Annotated in this window: 14 protein-coding genes; 5 read left to right on the forward strand and 9 right to left on the reverse strand. The window is 60.8% G+C overall.

The features are described from left to right. Positions 1-214 precede the first annotated feature (214 nt). The 5 genes from ACWF8S_RS10960 to ACWF8S_RS10980 all read right to left on the reverse strand — a co-directional run bounded on the left by ACWF8S_RS10960 (position 215) and on the right by ACWF8S_RS10980 (position 4,273). Entirely contained in the window at positions 215-1,063 is an 849-nt protein-coding gene (locus ACWF8S_RS10960; protein WP_447553353.1) for a ProQ/FINO family protein, read from the reverse strand. Positions 1,064-1,083: 20 nt separating this feature from the next. After that, the gene (locus tag ACWF8S_RS10965; RefSeq protein ID WP_447553354.1) at positions 1,084-1,620 is read right to left on the reverse strand and encodes a dihydrofolate reductase; all 537 of its coding nucleotides are present in this window, start codon (positions 1,618-1,620) and stop codon (positions 1,084-1,086) included. Continuing rightward, complete coding sequence (locus ACWF8S_RS10970) at positions 1,617-2,393, reverse strand: thymidylate synthase (RefSeq protein ID WP_447556588.1); 777 nt, start codon at positions 2,391-2,393, stop codon at positions 1,617-1,619. The genes ACWF8S_RS10965 and ACWF8S_RS10970 overlap by 4 nt, the downstream gene beginning before the upstream one ends. A gap of 211 nt (positions 2,394-2,604) precedes the next feature. Then, entirely contained in the window at positions 2,605-3,396 is a 792-nt protein-coding gene (gene lgt / locus ACWF8S_RS10975) for a prolipoprotein diacylglyceryl transferase (RefSeq protein ID WP_447553355.1), read from the reverse strand. Positions 3,397-3,475: 79 nt separating this feature from the next. Next, a complete protein-coding gene (locus ACWF8S_RS10980) occupies positions 3,476-4,273 on the reverse strand; it encodes a sulfite exporter TauE/SafE family protein (RefSeq protein ID WP_447553356.1) in 798 nt (265 codons plus the stop codon). A gap of 268 nt (positions 4,274-4,541) precedes the next feature. Between ACWF8S_RS10980 and ACWF8S_RS10985 the strand changes: the two genes are divergently transcribed. Then, positions 4,542-5,312: an NRDE family protein gene (locus tag ACWF8S_RS10985; protein ID WP_447553357.1), complete on the forward strand. Its 771-nt coding sequence runs from the start codon at positions 4,542-4,544 to the stop codon at positions 5,310-5,312. An 18-nt stretch (positions 5,313-5,330) separates the two neighbouring features. Here ACWF8S_RS10985 and ptsP read toward each other — a convergent pair whose 3' ends face one another. Continuing rightward, on the reverse strand, positions 5,331-7,592 hold the full coding sequence (gene ptsP / locus ACWF8S_RS10990) for a phosphoenolpyruvate--protein phosphotransferase (RefSeq protein WP_447556589.1): 2,262 nt from the start codon (positions 7,590-7,592) through the stop codon (positions 5,331-5,333). 97 nt (positions 7,593-7,689) lie between these two features. Beyond that, positions 7,690-8,181 (reverse strand): RNA pyrophosphohydrolase, encoded by a 492-nt coding sequence (locus ACWF8S_RS10995; RefSeq protein ID WP_252107352.1) that lies wholly within the window; start codon positions 8,179-8,181, stop codon positions 7,690-7,692. A 275-nt stretch (positions 8,182-8,456) separates the two neighbouring features. Here ACWF8S_RS10995 and ACWF8S_RS11000 point away from each other — a divergent pair, with 275 nt between their 5' ends. Continuing rightward, positions 8,457-9,113 (forward strand): histidinol-phosphatase, encoded by a 657-nt coding sequence (locus ACWF8S_RS11000; protein WP_447553358.1) that lies wholly within the window; start codon positions 8,457-8,459, stop codon positions 9,111-9,113. Between the two features lie 49 nt (positions 9,114-9,162). After that, positions 9,163-10,308, forward strand: coding sequence for a GGDEF domain-containing protein (locus ACWF8S_RS11005; RefSeq protein ID WP_447553359.1), 1,146 nt, complete (start codon positions 9,163-9,165; stop codon positions 10,306-10,308). Between the two features lie 160 nt (positions 10,309-10,468). Here the strand turns inward: ACWF8S_RS11005 and ACWF8S_RS11010 are convergent, their stop codons facing one another. Further along, positions 10,469-11,443: a malate dehydrogenase gene (locus tag ACWF8S_RS11010; protein WP_447553360.1), complete on the reverse strand. Its 975-nt coding sequence runs from the start codon at positions 11,441-11,443 to the stop codon at positions 10,469-10,471. Between the two features lie 202 nt (positions 11,444-11,645). Between ACWF8S_RS11010 and ACWF8S_RS11015 the strand changes: the two genes are divergently transcribed. Together ACWF8S_RS11015 and ACWF8S_RS11020 are read left to right on the forward strand one after the other, a co-directional pair. After that, positions 11,646-12,743 carry an efflux RND transporter periplasmic adaptor subunit gene (locus ACWF8S_RS11015; protein WP_447553361.1) on the forward strand — a complete coding sequence of 366 codons (1,098 nt, stop codon included), beginning with the start codon at positions 11,646-11,648 and terminating at the stop codon, positions 12,741-12,743. Continuing rightward, the gene (locus ACWF8S_RS11020) at positions 12,744-15,824 is read left to right on the forward strand and encodes an efflux RND transporter permease subunit (RefSeq protein WP_447553362.1); all 3,081 of its coding nucleotides are present in this window, start codon (positions 12,744-12,746) and stop codon (positions 15,822-15,824) included. It abuts the gene before it with no gap. Between the two features lie 289 nt (positions 15,825-16,113). On the opposite strand, the gene rsd is transcribed toward ACWF8S_RS11020, so the two are convergent. Continuing rightward, a complete protein-coding gene (gene rsd, locus ACWF8S_RS11025) occupies positions 16,114-16,596 on the reverse strand; it encodes a sigma D regulator (protein WP_447553363.1) in 483 nt (160 codons plus the stop codon). Between the last annotated feature and the right edge of the window lie 17 nt (positions 16,597-16,613).

Consider the following 16,613-nt stretch of genomic DNA (forward strand, 5'->3'; position numbering starts at 1 on the left):
ACTCTTGAGAGTCTGCAGGTGGCCTATGGGTCATGCTCTTCTGCCATCCGCCGGTATAGTCAGCGATATGTGGCATGTCCTCAGATCAGCCTTGTTATAGTCCAATGCTCGCAAGTCAAACTCTATACTGGGATCTCGGGGAACGCAATAGAAAAAAACAGTGTTCTTTTACGATTTGCGCTTTTTCATGGAACCCAAACCCTATCTTCAGGTCTCAGCGGCCTTCAAATTTCTGCATCAGTCCCTTGATTTTCTCTTCCATGCTGAGCGGTTTTTTCTCGTCACTTCTTTTGGATGTCGCGCTATCGTAATCGGGCCGCCTGGGAGCTTCAGGCGCCCTGCTCTCTGATTTCGGGGTTTTTCGAGGCGTGTTTTTGACCGCATTATCGGCATTGTTCGAAGCGGGCCGAGAAGGCGCCTCCTTTACCTGCTCCTTACGTCGCTCATTGGCGTGAAGCGAGGCCTCCTTGTCGACCTTGCCCGCAGGCAAACCATCCAGATCGACCCGTTCGGCACCCTCGCGCATGGATTTGACGTAGCGCGGAAGATTGACGTAATTGGCAAGCGCGCGGCGGATCAATTTACCCGACCACGGCTCACGCTGAGCCAGGTCGTGATGTATGCCTATCTTGAGCGGCTTGGTGTGACCTTTGAAAAAGGCGTCGGGATAGCGCTCGTACCACTGCTTTAAAAGTGCATGAGGTGACGGCGGCGTACCGTTTTCCACCGTATTTGCCACGCCACTTGCCGCTGGGCCGCCCTCTACTGGCGCCTTCTTTTCGTGCCCCGCCGAGCTTTGTGTAACGGTTTCCTGTTTCTGGGGCTCCTGCCTGTCAAGCCCCTCGACCGGGGATGGCGCTGGTGCTTGCGTCAACGGGTCCGCGTCCGGGCGTTCGCCCGCGCCTGGCGGGTGGTTCTGAGCGTGCGATGGCTGCGCCGTTGGCTGATGGGAAAGCTGCTCTTTCAGCCTGGCGTTTTCATCACGCAAAAGCGCCAGCTCTTGCTGGGTGTGCTCTAGATGCGTTTCCAGTGATTCGATAAGACTCAGTACGCTGGCGGCCATGGCGCCCTCCTTGGAGCTAGTCAGTCGACAATACGCTCGTAAACGACGAAATCGTAATGGGGCTGGCCCTCACCGGGAGTACCCGCCACGCGCTGCACTTCACGAAACGCTTGCTGGGGTATTTCTGGAAAGGTGGTGTCACCGTCTACCTCGATATCCACCTCGGTGACATACAGCCGCTGAGCAAACGGCATGGCCTGGCGGTAGATCTCACCGCCCCCCATCACCATGATTTCTTCCGCCGCCTCGATGGTGGCCTGCTGATCGGCAAGCTCCAGCGCCCGGGGTAATTCATGACAGACACGCACGCCTTCTGCACTGAAGGCCGAATCGCGCGTGACGACAATATTCAAGCGATTGGGCAACGGCTTACCGATCGAAGCATAGGTCTTGCGTCCCATCACCAGGGGTTTTGCCTGAGTCATCCGCTTGAAGAATTTCAAATCCTCCGGCAGGTACCAGGGCAGATTGCCTTCGATGCCGATCACGCGGTTCTTTGCCATGGCAACAATCATTGCCACCGGCACCAGGGGCTCATACGCTTGATGTTGGCTCATACGGCCACCTTCGCTTTGATGTGAGGGTGAAACTGGTAACTGTCGATACGTATATCGTCAAAGGTGAAATCAAACAAGCTGGAAACATCCGGATTCAGCCAAAGCGCGGGCGGCTGGTAAGGCGTGCGCGCCAACTGCTCCTTCGCCTGCTCCAGATGATTGCTGTAAAGGTGGGCATCCCCCAGCGTGTGAATGAACTCACCGGGCTCGAGATTGGTTACCTTGGCGACCATGCAGAGCAAAAGCGCGTAGCTGGCAATATTGAACGGCACGCCCAGAAATATATCCGCACTGCGCTGGTAAAGCTGGCAGGAAAGGCGGCCATTGGCCACAAAAAACTGAAACAGGCAGTGGCAAGGCGGTAGTTTCATGTCATCCACCTGGGCCGGGTTCCAGGCGGACACGACAAGCCTGCGCGACTGAGGGTTGGTGCGTATCTGCTCGAGCACGTTGGCGATCTGATCGACCCCTTCGCCGCCTTTCGGGTCGGGCCAGCTGCGCCACTGGTAGCCGTACACCGGGCCCAGGTCGCCGTTTTCATCCGCCCATTCGTCCCATATCCGCACGCCGTGCTCTTTCAGATAACCTATATTGGTGTCACCTTTCAAGAACCATAAAAGCTCATGAATGATGGAGCGCAGATGCAGCTTCTTGGTGGTCAGCAGCGGAAACCCTTTCGAAAGATCGAAGCGCATCTGATGGCCGAAGATCGAGCGGGTACCCACGCCGGTGCGGTCGCCTCTGTCAACGCCCTGCTCCAGCACGGTGCGCATAAGGTCCAGATAGGGCTGTTCAAGTGCGGCGGACGGGGTGGCTGGGGCAGAGGCGAAAGGCGTTGGAGAGGTCACAGAGTTTCCAGAATCGAAGATCATTAGAGACGGTATTCTAGGCGGCGGCGGCGCAAGAGCGCAACGCCGTCCGCCCGGTTTGAAACAGGGTCAATCTGAAGCAGGTTCAAACAAGGTGCTTGAAGGGTCAGCGCCATCAAAGCACCTTGGCATCTACCGGATTGCTGCGCGACCAGCCAACCAAGGCCGCTCCCAGCGCAATCATGGGCAGGGTCAACAGCATGCCCATGGTGACCCAGCCAAAGGCAATGAAGCCGATATGGGCATCCGGCAGACGAACGAACTCCACCATGAAACGAAACGCGCCATAGCCTAGCAAGAAGAGCCCCGAAACGAACCCACGCGCCCGTGGCCTGGCCGATACCCACCACAAGATGATAAAGAGCACCACGCCTTCCAGAAGCGCCTCGTACAGTGCCGAGGGGTGACGGGGTTCAGGCCCCATGCCGGGAAACGGCATTCCCCAGGGAAGCGAAGTCACCCGGCCCGGCAGCTCGTGGTTGATGAAGTTGCCGATACGCCCGGCGCCCAGGCCAATGGGTACCAGCGGGGCGATAAAATCGGTCAGGGTGAAAAAGGCCAGCCCCTTGCGGCGAGCAAAAAGCCAGGCGGCCAGAAGAACACCGATGAGCCCGCCGTGAAAGCTCATGCCGCCATCCCATACGCGAAATACCCATAAAGGATCGGCGGACCACTGCTCCAGCCCGTAGAAGAACGCATAACCCAGACGCCCGCCGGCCACCACGCCGATGGCGCAGTAGAACAGCAGATCGCTGATGTCGTCGTTGGTAAGCCCGATACGCGAGGCACGCTTGCAGCCAAGCCACCACGCCGCCACGAAGCCCACCACGTACATCAGTCCGTACCAGTGTACCTGCAGGGGGCCAAGGGAAATTGCAACCGGGTCAATCGCTGGATAATTGATCATCAACCGTCTCTAAGTAAGCAAACCAGAATAGCCATGAGCCCTGCACGGGAGTTCGTGGCATGAACCTTTCGCATGAGCGCTACGCCAGTATGAAACGCAGCCCTACCACGGCAAGCAGCAGCGCAAAGGATAACCGCAATACGCGCGCAGGCAACACATGGGCCAGCTTAACGCCTACGCGGGCAAAAGGAACACTTGCGATGACGATACCGAAAAAGGCAGGCCACATGATAAAGCCGGTGGCCCAGTCGGGCAGTAAAGGATGGCCCCACCCCACCAGAATAAAGGTCAGTGCCCCTACCAGCGCGATGGGCAATCCGCACGCCGCGGACGTACCCACCGCCTGGGTCATGGTCGCGCCACAGCGCGAAAGCCAGGGCACGGTCATCGCCCCGCCGCCGATACCGAAAAGCGCCGAAATCGCCCCTACCACGGCGCCGGCAATCGTCATGGCGATTTTCCCCGGAACCTTTGTGCCAGGTCTGGGCTTGAGCCCAAATACCATCTTAGCGGCCAGAAGCAGCACGAAAATGCCAAAAAGCGTGCCCAGCACCGTGCCGGATAGGTTGCCCGCGATGAACACACCGCCAATGGCACCCAGCATCAATCCCGGCAACAGCGCCATGAACCACGTCCGATGAATACTTCCCTTACGGTAGTGCCCCAGGGTAGACGACGCGCCGGTCACCACAATGGTGGCAAGCGAGGTGCCCACCGCCAGGTGCATGGTAATGTCAGGCGCAATACCTTGTAGCTCGAAGGCAAAAACCAGGGCGGGCACGATGATCAACCCGCCGCCGACGCCGAAAAGCCCGGCCATCGTTCCGGCGGCGGCCCCCAGCACAAGGTAACCCAGCAGCGTGATTGCAATACTCATGAAGTCAAACTCTCTTGTATCCAGCAGGATTCAGTCAATGTCGGCGTAAACGCCCGCCGTATCAAAGCGATGAATGAGAGGCCCTTGAAGGCAGCGCGTCATCGGCTTGTCCGTTACAGCTCATGGAAGACGGGCGTTTATCATTGCCACCCAAGGGTAGCGCCGGGCAATATAAGCAGATGATAACATTAAGGCCCTGCGTCAGGGCTGCGACCTGGCTCTGCCCTCGGCGAGCCACCCACTTTTCTACTAGAAGGCGTTGACGACCATGTGCCTACTCACGTTTGCCTGGCGCCCCGGCAGTGCCACTCCTTTGAGACTCGCCGGCAACCGGGACGAATTTCATGCCCGCGAGACGGCGCCGCTTCACTACTGGCAAGACGACCCGACGATTCTGGGCGGACGCGATTTACTGGCGGGGGGCACGTGGCTTGCAGCTAACGACCAGGGGGTGGTGGCCGCCTTGACCAACGTGCGCGAACCTGCCCTCGAACTGCCTGCCGCCGCCCCCAGCCGGGGCGAACTTATCGCGCGGGTGTTACGCGCCAAGGATATAGACGCCTGGCTTCATGCGCTGGTGGAGAACGAAGCAACGCGCTTTGGTGGCTTCAATCTGCTGGTAGCCAATGGCGAGACGCTTTGGCACGTACACCGTGGTGGGGCCGGCGTATTCATCAATCGCGTGCCACCGGGCGTACACGGGCTTTCCAATGCAAGCCTGAACACCCCTTGGCCCAAGCTTACCGCAGTACGCCAGGCGCTTGACGAGGCCGGCAGCGACTGGCAAGACGCTACCGCTCGGGCGCTCCACAATCCGGCTACCGCGCCGGACGATGCGCTTCCCCATACCGGCGTGGAGCTGACGCTTGAGCGCCAGCTATCGGCGGCGTTCATCGTCGGTGAGCACTACGGCACCCGGGCAAGTACCTGGGTAAGCCTGGATCAGCACGGCACCACGCACATAACCGAGCAGCGCTTTGGGCCGCTGGGGCAGTTTGAAGGCGAAACCACCCTTTCTCAGCCTCGGACAAGCGTCTAGAAACTCAGGCTGAGGAATCTAGTCCCTGGGGGGCAGCAGATGAGACAGCTGCCACTCGTCCATTCGTTTATTCAAGTGCTCGTGCACGAGCGCCGGGGTGTCCAGCGCCATGATTTCACTCAGAAGTGTCTGGGCATCCGTGAAGGGTACACGGCGAATGGCTGCCCGCACCTTGGCCAGGCTGGGCGCGTTCATGGAAAGGCTGGTAAAACCCATGGCCATCAGCAAGAGCGCCCCGGCCGGGTCGCCGGCCAGCTCACCGCACAGTGAAATCGGCTTGTTCAAGCGTCTGGCGTCCTGGGAAAGCTCCTGCAACGCGCCCAGAAGCGCCGGATGCAGCGCGTCGTAAAGGCTCGAGACGCGCGGGTTGTTGCGGTCGACGGCAAGCAGGTACTGGGTCAGGTCGTTACTGCCCACCGAAAAGAAGTCCACCCGCTTTGCCAGCGCGTCCATCTGGTAGATGGTGGCGGGCACCTCGATCATCACCCCCACCTGAGGGCGATTGACCACGATGCCCTCCTCGCCAAGTTCGAGTATCGCGCGATCCAGCAGCCGTAACGCTTCATCCACCTCTTCCACGTTGGTGATCATCGGGAAGAGCACGTAAAGGTTATCGGTACCGTGTGACGCCTTGAGCATGGCGCGAAGCTGCACCATCAGAACCTCGGGGTGATCCAGCGTTACCCGCATTCCCCGCCAGCCCAGAAACGGGTTGGCCTCTTCAATGGGAAAATAGGGCAGGTCCTTGTCCCCGCCGATATCGAGGGTGCGCATGACTACCGGCAGCGGCGCAAAGCCCTCCAGCTGCTCGCGGTACATGCGCATCTGCTCTTTCTCACCGGGAAAGCGCTCGGCAATCATGAACGGCACTTCGGTGCGGTAAAGCCCCACCCCGCCTATACGGCTTTTCAACAGCGCGTTGGCATCCACGGCCAGGCCCGTGTTCACCATCAGCGGTACGTTATAGCCATCGGGGGTTTCGCTGGGCAAGTCCTGCTCGTGTTCGAGCATCTCGCTGAGCGCCTGCTCTTCGGCAATCAGGCTGGCGTAGCGGAGTTTGAGTTCCGGGCCCGGGCGTACGAATAGCCGCCCGCGGTGACCATCCAGCACCACCGGGGCACCGTTCAGCCGCGGCAGCGGTAGATCGACCATGCCCAGCACCGTGGGAATGCCCATGGCCCGGGCCACGATCGCCACATGCGAGGTGCTCGAACCGCGTATCGACACAAGCCCTCTCAGCTTGCCCCGGGGCACCTCGCCCAGCATGGCCACGCTGATTTCATCACCCACCAGAATGGCGTTGTCCGGGTAGGTCTCCGGCGTGGAGGGGGTATCTTGCTGCAGGTGTGCCAGCACCCGGCGACCCAGGTCGCGAATGTCCGCGGCGCGCTCGCGCAGGTAGTTGTCGTCCACTCGCTCCAGGTATTGAACATGGCGGCGCACCACATCCGCCAGCGCCCCCGGCGCCCACTGGCCTTCACGAATGCGCTTTTCCACTTCTTCGGCCAGCGCCGCCTCGCCCAGCATTTGCTGGTAAACATCAAAAAGCGCCAGCTCCTGAGCGGAAATACGGCTGGCCAGGCGCTCGGCGGCAGCGCGTATTTCCCGTCGGGTCTGGGCAATGGCCTCTTTCAGACGGGCGATCTCGAACTCCTGGTCGCTGGGAATCAGATCCGGCACGCTGTTCAGATCCGCCGGCGGCGTGATCACCACGGCCTCGCCCATGGAAATACCCGGCGAGGCGGCCACGCCCTTGAACATCGCCTGTCCGCCGGGAAGCGCCGGACGGGTCAGGTTACCCGTGGCCAGCGCATGCGCCAGCACGCCCGCCAGCTGAGCGGCCATGGTGACCAGAAAGGCTTCGTCCTCATCGTCGTAGCGGCGCTTTTCCGCCTGCTGCACCACCAGAACGCCCAGCATCAGGCGCTGGTGAATGATCGGCACCCCCAGAAAGCTCGAGTAGCGCTCCTCGCCGGTGGCCTCGAAATAGCGAAATTGGGCATGAGCGCGGGCATCTTCCAGGTTGAGCGGCTCGCTGCGCTTGGCCACAAGTCCCACCAGCCCCTCGCCCAGGGGCAATATCACACGGCCCACGGCCTGGGTACGCAGGCCGATGGTTTCCATCAGCACAAGCGACTCAAGTTCACGGTCATAAAGATAGAACGAACAGACATCGGTCTGCATCGCTTTACGGATGCGGCGCACCATGGTGGACAGCGCCGCCTCCAGCGTTCGCGCGCCATTGACTTCCTGTATGACGCGCCTCAACACCTCGAGCATGGATGTTTTAGACTTCACTATTGTTGTCCTCGCTGAGGAATGGGCGGCACGGCGGACAGGGCGCTATCACAGGCAAGAGCGCAGGCCTCATCGCTTGTCACTCATCGCCCAAGGCCAAACGCTGTACGCGGGGAGAAAGCTCTCTCAAGGCTCGCCGGTAAACTTCCCGCTTGAACGGCACTACCTGCCCCAACGGGTACCAGTAGCTGACCCAGCGCCAACCGTCGAACTCGGGCTTGGGCGTTGCCGTCATGCATATCCGGTTTTCCTGACACCGGATTCGGAGTAAGAACCACTTCTGTTTTTGACCGATACACACCGGTCGCGAATGGGTACGAATCATGCGTCGTGGCAGACGGTAGCGCAGCCATCCCCGGGTGCAGGCGACAATGTCAACATCGTCGGCGGTCAGGCCGATCTCCTCAAACAGTTCACGATAAAGCGCTTGTTGTGGAGTTTCGCTTGCTTTAATGCCTCCCTGGGGGAACTGCCACGCATTTTGTCCTACACGACGCGCCCAAAGCAGCTGCCCCTGGCTATTGACAATAATGATGCCAACATTGGGGCGAAAGCCGTCAGCGTCGATCACGGACTTCACCTTCTTGAATTTTCAGTTGTCCCCATTTTTCCACAAGGCGGACAAGCGTATCAATACAATATAACGTTCGTTGGCGATAACAGGGCCAAACCCTGCGCGATGGTGGGCAAGCACCAGGTACTCTGAGATAATCCGCCGCGCTTTATCTAGGGTCTGTATTGAAGCCCCGTATCAACAACCATTTTAATGCCGGGTATCAACGCCTGATATGGATGACCCGTATCTAAGGCGCATGAACGATTACTAGCGACGACAAGGGGAACACCGTGAGTCTGGCCATTTTCGATTTGGACAACACGCTACTCTCGACCGATAGCGACCATGCCTGGGGCGAGTTCCTGCTGGAACAGGGTGCGGTGGACCCGGTGGCGTACCGCGAGGCCAACGACCGCTTCATGGCGGACTACGAAGCGGGCCGGCTCGACATGGCAGCATTTCTGGAAGTAGCCTTGAAGCCGCTGGCCGACAACTCCCCCGAACAGCTGAACGCCTGGCACCAGCAGTTCATGGCCGGCAAGATCGAGCCGCACATTCTCGCCAAGGGTGAAGAGCTTCTGGCGCGCCACCGTACCAAGGGCGACACGCTCTTGATCATCACCGCCACCAACCGGTTCATCACCGGCCCGATTGCCAAGCGTCTGGGGGTGGATGATCTGATTGCCGTGGAACCGGAAAAGGTCGACGGGCGCTATACCGGCAAGGTGTCGGGCGTACCCAGCTACCGCGAAGGAAAGGTAACCCGTTTGCAGCAGTGGCTGGAATCTCAGGATCTGACCATGGAAGGCGCCTGGTTCTACAGCGATTCCCACAACGACCTGGCGCTACTCGAAAAAGTGGAGCACCCGGTGGCCGTCGACCCCGATGATACCTTGCGCCAGATAGCCGAAGAGCGTCAGTGGAAAATCATGAGCCTGCGGGACTGAAATGACACGGCGACGCAGACCGACTACTTACAACTGAGTAGCAAAACGCATGGCGTTTGATCCCCCCACCCTATTGACGATCACCGTCGCCCTGGCCCTGGCCGCCGCGCTCTACTTGATACTCGAGTGGCGCAGCGCCAGGGAGAAGGCCCTCTTGTACTGGTCGGCCGGATTCACGCTGATCGTCATCGGGTCGAGCCTTTCGCTTCTACGGAGTTACGGCTTCTACTTCATCGGCATCTGGTTTGCCAACGGCCTTCTGATCATCGCCCACTGGTGCTTCTTGATGGGGGTGGCGCGCTTTGTCAGCCACAAGCCTTCGCTCCTATGGTGGCTGATGGTGCCCGCCTGGTTCGTCTTGCTGCCGTTTTCCGAGTGGCTTGCCAGCTCGAAACTCTACATGGGGGTCAACTCGCTGTTGGTGGGGATCGTGACATTGAAGGCCAGCCACCTTCTGAAGCTTGGCCCGGCAGCGGCCACCGTCGGCACTCGCCAGCTTCACTATGTACTGCTGGTGCACGGCGTCTTTTACTGCGTGAAGGCGGCCTACGCCCTCGCTCCCGGCTCGCTGGTCGACCTGGCACATTACCGGGGGGTGATGATTCGGGTCTCGCTGATCGAAGGCGTGATGGCCATCTTGCTGATCGCGCTTTCGATGACCGGCACGGTTCGCTACCGGCGCGAGCGACAGATCGAGCGTCTGGCCGAGCGAGACCCGCTCACCTCGCTCTACAACCGGCGGGGCTTTCAGGCTCGCGCGCCCTTTGTGCTGGCCCAAGCCCGCCCCGAGCGCCCTGGAGCGCTTCTACTGGTCGATATCGACAACTTCAAGCTGATGAACGACCTCCACGGTCACGCCGCCGGCGACCACATGCTGGTCACGCTCAGCGACCTGACCCGTCAACTCCTGCCCGGCGATACGCTGACCGCCCGCCTGGGCGGCGACGAGTTCGCACTGCTTCTAAAGGACACTACAACAGAACAGGTACAAGCCCTAAGCGATGAACTACGCTGCGCGTTCAACCAGATCGCCGCTCAAGCCTTCGATACCCCCAAGCCGGTCACGCTGAGCCTCGGCGCCACCTTCATCGAAACCCCCGACCAGGACCTCAGCACCCTTTTGAGCCAGGGGGATCTTGCCCTGTACGAAGCCAAACGCGACGGTCGTGATCAGCTCAAGATCTTGAAGGTTTAAGCAAGTTACCCAAGCAGTGACGTATTCAAGCGAAGTGGCATCACCCGCGGGGACAGCGCGATGCGCTGCTTGGGGCGTCGGTGGATTCGATGCCACGCGGCACCTATAAAAAAACCCCGCAAGCATGCTTGCGGGGTTTTGGCATTGCGTCGAGGTGCGCTTAACCCAGCAGGTGTTCCACAGCGGCGCGTTCTTCGCGCAGCTCTTTCTCGGTGGCCTGCATTTTTTCCTTGCTGAACGCGTCGATCTCGAAACCCTGAACGATTTCGTACTTGCCGCCCTGGCAGCGCACCGGGTAGGAGTAGATGATGCCCTCTTCGATGCCGTAGCTGCCATCACTGGGAATGGCCATGCTGACGATGCCGTCACAACCCAGTGCCCAATCGCGCACGTGGTCGATGGCGGAAGACGCTGCAGACGCGGCAGAAGACGCCCCGCGCGCCTTGATGATGGCCGCACCGCGCTGCTGTACGGTGGGGATGAAGTCGTTTTCGTACCAGTCGCGCTCGACCAGGTCTGAGGCGGCCTTGCCGTCGACCGTGCACTGGGCGATGTCCGGGTACTGGGTCGCGCTGTGGTTGCCCCAGATGATCATGTTCTCGACATCGGATACATGCTTGCCGGTTTTCTGAGCCAGCTGGGTCAGGGCGCGGTTGTGATCCAGACGCGTCATCGCGGTGAACTGGCCCTTGTCGAGATCCGGCGCGTTTGCGGATGCGATCAACGCGTTGGTATTGGCCGGGTTGCCCACGACCAGCACTTTCACGTCACGGCTGGCGTGATCGTTGAGCGCCTTGCCCTGGACCGAGAAGATCGCGGCGTTGGCTTCGAGCAGGTCTTTACGCTCCATGCCCGGGCCACGCGGACGGGCACCCACCAGCAGCGCGAAATCGGCATCCTTGAACGCGACGTTCGGGTCGTCGGAGGCGACGATGTCCTGCACCAGCGGGAAGGCACAGTCGTTGACTTCCATCACCACGCCGTTCAAGGCGTCCATGGCCTGAGGAATTTCCAGAAGCTGGAGAATGACAGGCTGATCCGGCCCCAGCATGTCGCCTGCGGCAATACGGAAAATGAGTGAGTAGCTGATCTGGCCGGCGCCGCCGGTAATCGCAATACGTACTGGATCTTTCATCATCGCTCCTTGGTTGGTTCGCCTTGGGGTGGGTCGACAGAACTCAAGACGCAAAGATGGTATGCCCAGTTTAAAGAAAACTCAATCAGACAAGAGGCCACTAGCGTTTTCCCGTTAAGCCGAATACTCGCCGCGACGTCGTGATTGCGCTATGGTGTGAGCCGATTCTAACGTCTGTTTGATAATGAGACCGTCCACTCCCATGCGAAGAATCCCTCTGTCCTACGCCCTGGCCATTCTGTTCGTGCTGGCGTTGATCCTGTGGCTGGCGCTGGGCGATTTTCAGCGCTTTCAAAGCACCCCACCCAGTGTCGACACCGAACAGGGCACGCGGGTGTCTCGCGTGGAAGTGACACGCCAGCAAAGCGTCCCGTTTATTCCCCAGCAGATTATCCAGGGCCAGCTCGAAGCGCAGCAGGAAACCCTCCTGCGTGCCAATGCCGCGGGGTTTGTGGTGGAAAAACCCGTCGCCCAGGGCGAACGGGTCGAGCAAGGTCAGACGCTTTTAATACTGGACAACGACGCCCTGCCCGAACGCCTGCAACAGGCCCGTGACGAACTGGCCGTCGCCGAGGCCGAGTATTCCGGCGCCCAGGACCTGCGCCGGCGGGAATTCATCTCCCAGCCCGATCTCTTGCGCCTGCAAAGCGCGCTCAGTGCCAGCGCCGCCCAGGTAGCCCAACTCGAGCGCCAGCTAAGCGACACCCGCCCCACCGCGCCGTTTTCCGGTGTCATCGACCGTATTCAGGTGGAACGGGGCGATCTGCTTCAGCCCGGTGAAGAGTGGGGGCGGCTGATCGATGATCACACCCTGACCGGTACGGCCTGGGTGGCGCAGCAGCAGGTGAATGCGCTGAGCGTGGGCCTGCCGGTCACTGCCCGGCTTCTCAATGGCGACACTCTGGAGGGACGTGTCTCCCACGTGAGCAGCCGCGCCGAAGAGCAGACCCGGTCTTTCTACATTGAAGTGACCCTGGACAACCCGGCCCGGCAGCGTTTGGCCGGCGGCAGTGCGGAGTTCACCATTACCCTGCCTCCCCGCCAGGTACATGCGCTCTCCCCCGCTCTTCTGGGCCTGAACGCCGATGGTCAACTAGCCGTCAAACATCTGGACGAGCATGACCAGGTCGTGCAGACACCGGTAACCCTGGTGAGCGCCAGCCTGGAAAACGCCTTTGTCGCGGGCCTGCCCGACACTCTTGAGCTGATTACCCTGGGCGCCGGGCTTGTCAGCGAGGGTGAAACCGTCGACCCGGTGCCGGCGAGCTCCCCCGCGTCCTCCGCCACGGCAGAACCCTGAATGCGCCAGCTGATCAACGCCGCACTCACCCATACGCGCACCACCTTGTTGCTGCTGGTCGGGCTGTTGCTGGCCGGCATCACCGCCTGGCATGTGATTCCCAAGGAAGCCAATCCGGATGTCACCATTCCGCTGATTTACGTTTCCCTGACCCTGGAAGGCGTAAGCCCCGAAGACGGCGAACGTCTTCTGGTACGTCCCATGGAGCAGGAGCTGCGCGGCATCGAGGGGCTTCGTAAATTCACCGCGCAATCCAGTGAAGGCCACGCCTCGGTCACGCTGGAGTTCGACCCGGGCTTCGATCCCAACACCGCCCTTTCGGACGTGCGCGAGCGGGTGGATATCGCGCGCAGCGAACTGCCCGAAGAAGCGGATGAACCCCGGGTGATGGAGGTGAACGTTTCGGAATTTCCCGTGCTCACCATCGGCCTTTCCGGGCAGTTGGATACCCGGGAGCGCATCACCATCGCCCGGCGGCTCAAAGAGGAGATAGAAGGTGTGGCCAACGTGCTCGAGGTAGAAATCGCCGGCGAGCAGGAAGACCTTCTGGAGATCGTGGTCGACCCGTTGGTGCTGGAAAGCTACGGCATCGACTTCGATGCGCTGTTCAACCAGGTATCGCGCAACAATCGCCTGGTGGCCGCCGGCAGCCTGGACACCGGCGCCGGACGGCTGGCGCTGAAAGTCCCCGGCATCATCACCTCCCTTGAAGACATCATGGCGATGCCGGTGAAGGTCGACCAGGAGCAGGTCGTCACCTTTGGCGACGTTGCCTGGATTCACCCCACCTTCAAGGACCCTGAAGGGTTTGCGCGCATCAACGGAGAACCCGCCGTGGTGCTGGAGATTTCCAAACGCGCCGGGGCGAACATCATCGAAACCATCGACGCCGTGCGCGGGCGTCTCGATCAGGCAAGCGAACTTCTGCCCGACCAGCTGCGCCTCACCACCATCCTTGACGAGTCGACCACCGTTGCCAACATGCTCTCCGAGCTCTTGAACAACGTGCTGACCGCGGTAGTGCTGGTGCTGATCGTGGTGGTCGCGGTCATGGGCCTGCGAATGGCGCTACTGGTGGGTCTGACGATCCCCGGGGCGTTTCTGACCGGCATTCTGCTGGTCTGGGCCTTCGGCTTCACCCTCAATATCGTGGTGCTGTTTGCGTTGATTCTGGTGGCCGGCATGCTGGTGGACGGGGCCATCGTGGTCAGCGAGCTGGCCGACCGCTACCTCAAGGAGGGCCAGACGCCTTTCGATGCCTGGTCCAACGCCGCCTCGCGCATGAGCTGGCCGGTGATCGCCTCGACCGCCACGACCCTTGCCGTGTTCGTGCCGCTGCTTTTCTGGCCCGGCGTGGTCGGTCAGTTCATGAAGTACCTGCCCGCCACGGTCATCCTGTGCCTGCTGGCTTCACTGGCCATGGCGCTGGTCTTTCTGCCGACACTTGGACGACTTTTCACCCGCCAGGTGAATAACCCCCAGGAGCACACGGCTACACTGGGTCAGGCCACCACGCTGGGCCGCGGTTATCGACGCGTGCTTGCGCGGCTTTTGCGCCGCCCTGGCTGGGTACTCGGGCTTTCCGTACTCATCATCGCGCTTTTATATACCGGCTACGGGCGCTTCAACCACGGCATCGATTTCTTTCCCAACGTGGAGCCGGACAGCGCCCAGGTACTGGTCCGCGCCCGAGGCGATTTCTCGGTACACGAGGCCGATGCCATTTTACAACGGGTCGAGGCTCGTCTGGGTGCCATGAGCGAAGTCGAGGCACTCTATGCCCGTTCGTTCGTGGCCAACGAGCAGGTGGGCGACGACGTGGTGGGGGTGCTGCAGTTTCAGTTCATCGACTGGTACCAGCGCCGACCGTCGCGCGCCATTCTCGAGGACATGGCCGAGCGTACCGCGGACATTCCCGGGATCATCCTGGAATTTCAGGAGCAGGAGATGGGCCCCGGCGGCGGCAAGCCGATCGTGCTGGAAGTGAGTGCTACCGACCCGGACGTGGCGAACGCGGGGGTGGATCAGCTCCGGGAACTGATGCGCACCTTGGGCGGGTTTACCGACATTCAGGATAACCGCAGCCTGCCCGGCGTGGAGTGGCAGATCAATGTAGACCGTGAAGCCGCCGCGCGCATGGGTACCGATATCACCACCATCGGCAGCGCCGTTCAACTGCTGACCACCGGCCTTCAGGTGGCAAGCTACCGTCCGCCCACGGTGAGCGACGAGGTGGATATCCGCATTCGCCTGCCCCATCACTTTCGCACCCTGGACCAGCTCGAGCGTCTGACCATCAACACCGAGCGAGGTCAGGTGCCCCTTTCGCACTTCGTGACTCTCGCCCCTGCACCGAAGGTGGGTACGCTCAACCGCATTGACGGCCGCCGGGCAATCACGCTGGAAGCCGACCTGGCGCCGGGGTATCTCGCCGACGAGCGCCTGCGCGCGCTGTTCGAGGCGGGTCAGGGCCAATTAGCTGAAGGATTGATGGTCAACGTGGCCGGCGAGCAGGAAGATCAGCAGGAATCGATGCAGTTTCTCGTCAGCGCGTTTCTGGTCGCCATCGGTCTGATGACGCTGATTCTGGTCACCCAGTTCAACAGCTTCTACCAGGCAGGGCTCGTGCTTTCAGCCATCGTGTTTTCCACCGCCGGCGTGTTGATGGGGCTTCTGATCACCGGTCAGGCGTTCGGCATCGTCATGGTGGGCATGGGGGTGATCGCGCTGGCGGGTATCGTGGTGAACAACAATATCGTCTTGATCGACACCTACAACGAGCTGCGCGCCCAGGGCATGGCGCCGGGTGAAGCCGCGCTGGAGGCGGGCTGTCTACGCCTGCGCCCGGTGCTGCTCACCGCGATCACCACGGTTCTGGGCCTGATGCCCATGGTACTGGGCATCAACGTCAATCTCTTCGCTCCGGCGCTCGGCTTCAACGCCCCCTCCGCCCAGTGGTGGACCCAGATGTCCAGCGCCATCGCCGGCGGACTCACCTTCGCTACCGCCCTCACCCTGCTGCTCACGCCCTGCATGCTGGTGATCGGCGGCCGAGTTGGCCGGCGCCAAAAAACATCGTAGCGCGAGTAAGCCGCCAGACGCACCCGCAACACCGCGCCCGGGAGCGGATATTCAGGCGGCTTGACGCCGCCGCCGCGGGTGCCTCGCTAACGCTCGTTACGCCACGCTACGGAGGGCATTTCCAGATGGCAGCCCCCCGTAGCGCGGGTAAGCCGTCAGGCGCACCCGCGACGCGGCGCCACCGTAGTCGATGGCCCAATGAGCAAGGGAAGGGACCTGGAAGAAACGAGGCACCACCAAACGGCGCCTTTCCTGGACTAGAGCGAGCGTGGATTAGAGCGAGCGTGGATTAGAGCGAGGCTTTCTGCGGGCTGTGGGCAGCGTGCAGGCGGGCAATGAGCTGATCTTCCAGCACGAAGCGCTCGGTCAACCCTTTGGCCAGACGATCGAGCCAGGCAGGCAAGCGGGCGAGATGGTTCTCACAGCGCTCGATACTGGCGTAGTCTTCATCAAACTCCAGCACCATGGCGGTGGACATCTCCAGACGCTCCAGGAGCTTGCTGGCGATATCGAGGGCGCTTTCGTCCTCGAACGCCTTGGCTTCTCTGGCAAGTTCGGGATAAATCTCGAAGTGCCCGGCGCTGATATAGTCCATCAACAATTCGCTGAACGTATCGATACGCGTCTTGTTGATCGCTTCAAGCTCCGTATCGCACGCTTCTTTAAGCTCGATAAAGCTGATCAAGAAGGTGCGCCGCTGCTCCAGCCAGCGATCGATCAACGTATGTACACCGCCCCAACGCTCCTGGGCGTTTTTGCAATTCTCCAGCATGGCGCTCTCCCTGCCAT

This window comes from Vreelandella xerophytica (genome assembly GCF_968048975.1).

What these genes read in the sequence shown, in the direction of transcription:
- ACWF8S_RS11005 (WP_447553359.1), top strand. Translation starts at nt 9,163, where the DNA reads ATGGCGTTTGATCCCCCCACCCTATTGACGATCACCGTCGCCCTGGCC.
- ACWF8S_RS10960 (WP_447553353.1), bottom strand. Translation starts at nt 1,063, where the DNA reads ATGGCCGCCAGCGTACTGAGTCTTATCGAATCACTGGAAACGCATCTA.
- ACWF8S_RS11010 (WP_447553360.1), bottom strand. Translation starts at nt 11,443, where the DNA reads ATGAAAGATCCAGTACGTATTGCGATTACCGGCGGCGCCGGCCAGATC.
- lgt (WP_447553355.1), bottom strand. Translation starts at nt 3,396, where the DNA reads ATGATCAATTATCCAGCGATTGACCCGGTTGCAATTTCCCTTGGCCCC.
- ACWF8S_RS10985 (WP_447553357.1), top strand. Translation starts at nt 4,542, where the DNA reads ATGTGCCTACTCACGTTTGCCTGGCGCCCCGGCAGTGCCACTCCTTTG.
- rsd (WP_447553363.1), bottom strand. Translation starts at nt 16,596, where the DNA reads ATGCTGGAGAATTGCAAAAACGCCCAGGAGCGTTGGGGCGGTGTACAT.
- ACWF8S_RS10970 (WP_447556588.1), bottom strand. Translation starts at nt 2,393, where the DNA reads ATGCGCACCGTGCTGGAGCAGGGCGTTGACAGAGGCGACCGCACCGGC.
- ACWF8S_RS11020 (WP_447553362.1), top strand. Translation starts at nt 12,744, where the DNA reads ATGCGCCAGCTGATCAACGCCGCACTCACCCATACGCGCACCACCTTG.
- ptsP (WP_447556589.1), bottom strand. Translation starts at nt 7,592, where the DNA reads ATGCTCGAGGTGTTGAGGCGCGTCATACAGGAAGTCAATGGCGCGCGA.
- ACWF8S_RS11015 (WP_447553361.1), top strand. Translation starts at nt 11,646, where the DNA reads ATGCGAAGAATCCCTCTGTCCTACGCCCTGGCCATTCTGTTCGTGCTG.
- ACWF8S_RS10980 (WP_447553356.1), bottom strand. Translation starts at nt 4,273, where the DNA reads ATGAGTATTGCAATCACGCTGCTGGGTTACCTTGTGCTGGGGGCCGCC.
- ACWF8S_RS10965 (WP_447553354.1), bottom strand. Translation starts at nt 1,620, where the DNA reads ATGAGCCAACATCAAGCGTATGAGCCCCTGGTGCCGGTGGCAATGATT.